Annotated in this window: 1 protein-coding gene; it reads right to left on the bottom strand. The window is 53.2% G+C overall.

Features of this window, described 5'->3' with window-relative positions; genetic code table 11:
* Positions 1–280: ATP-binding cassette domain-containing protein (locus tag KDM89_RS22100; RefSeq protein ID WP_212689884.1), on the bottom strand; the 280-nt coding region annotated here is incomplete at both ends.

Below are 280 nucleotides of genomic sequence, written 5' to 3'. Positions count from 1 at the left end.
ATGACCCAGACCCAGCTGACCCAATACTTCTTTGACTTTGACGGCGATGTCGCTGTTGTTCATTTTGCGCAGCTTGAGACCATAGCCGACATTGTCTGCTACGGTTTTATGTGGCCATAAGGCGTAAGACTGGAACACCAGACCCAGATTCCTTTGTTCAGCCGGGACTTCCAGGCCCTGTGCACCATCGAATATTGCGCGCTCACCCAGATGTATGGTACCGGTTTTAGGCGATTCCAGACCCGCCACAGCGCGCAGCAATGTAGTCTTACCTGAGCCG

It is taken from the genome of Cognatundibacterium luofuense (genome assembly GCF_018139685.1).
Lineage (GTDB): Bacteria > Pseudomonadota > Gammaproteobacteria > Burkholderiales > Burkholderiaceae_D > Undibacterium > Undibacterium luofuense.
The sequence above is the reverse complement of the archived record's forward strand: the minus strand, read 5'-3'. Positions and strand labels throughout refer to the sequence as shown.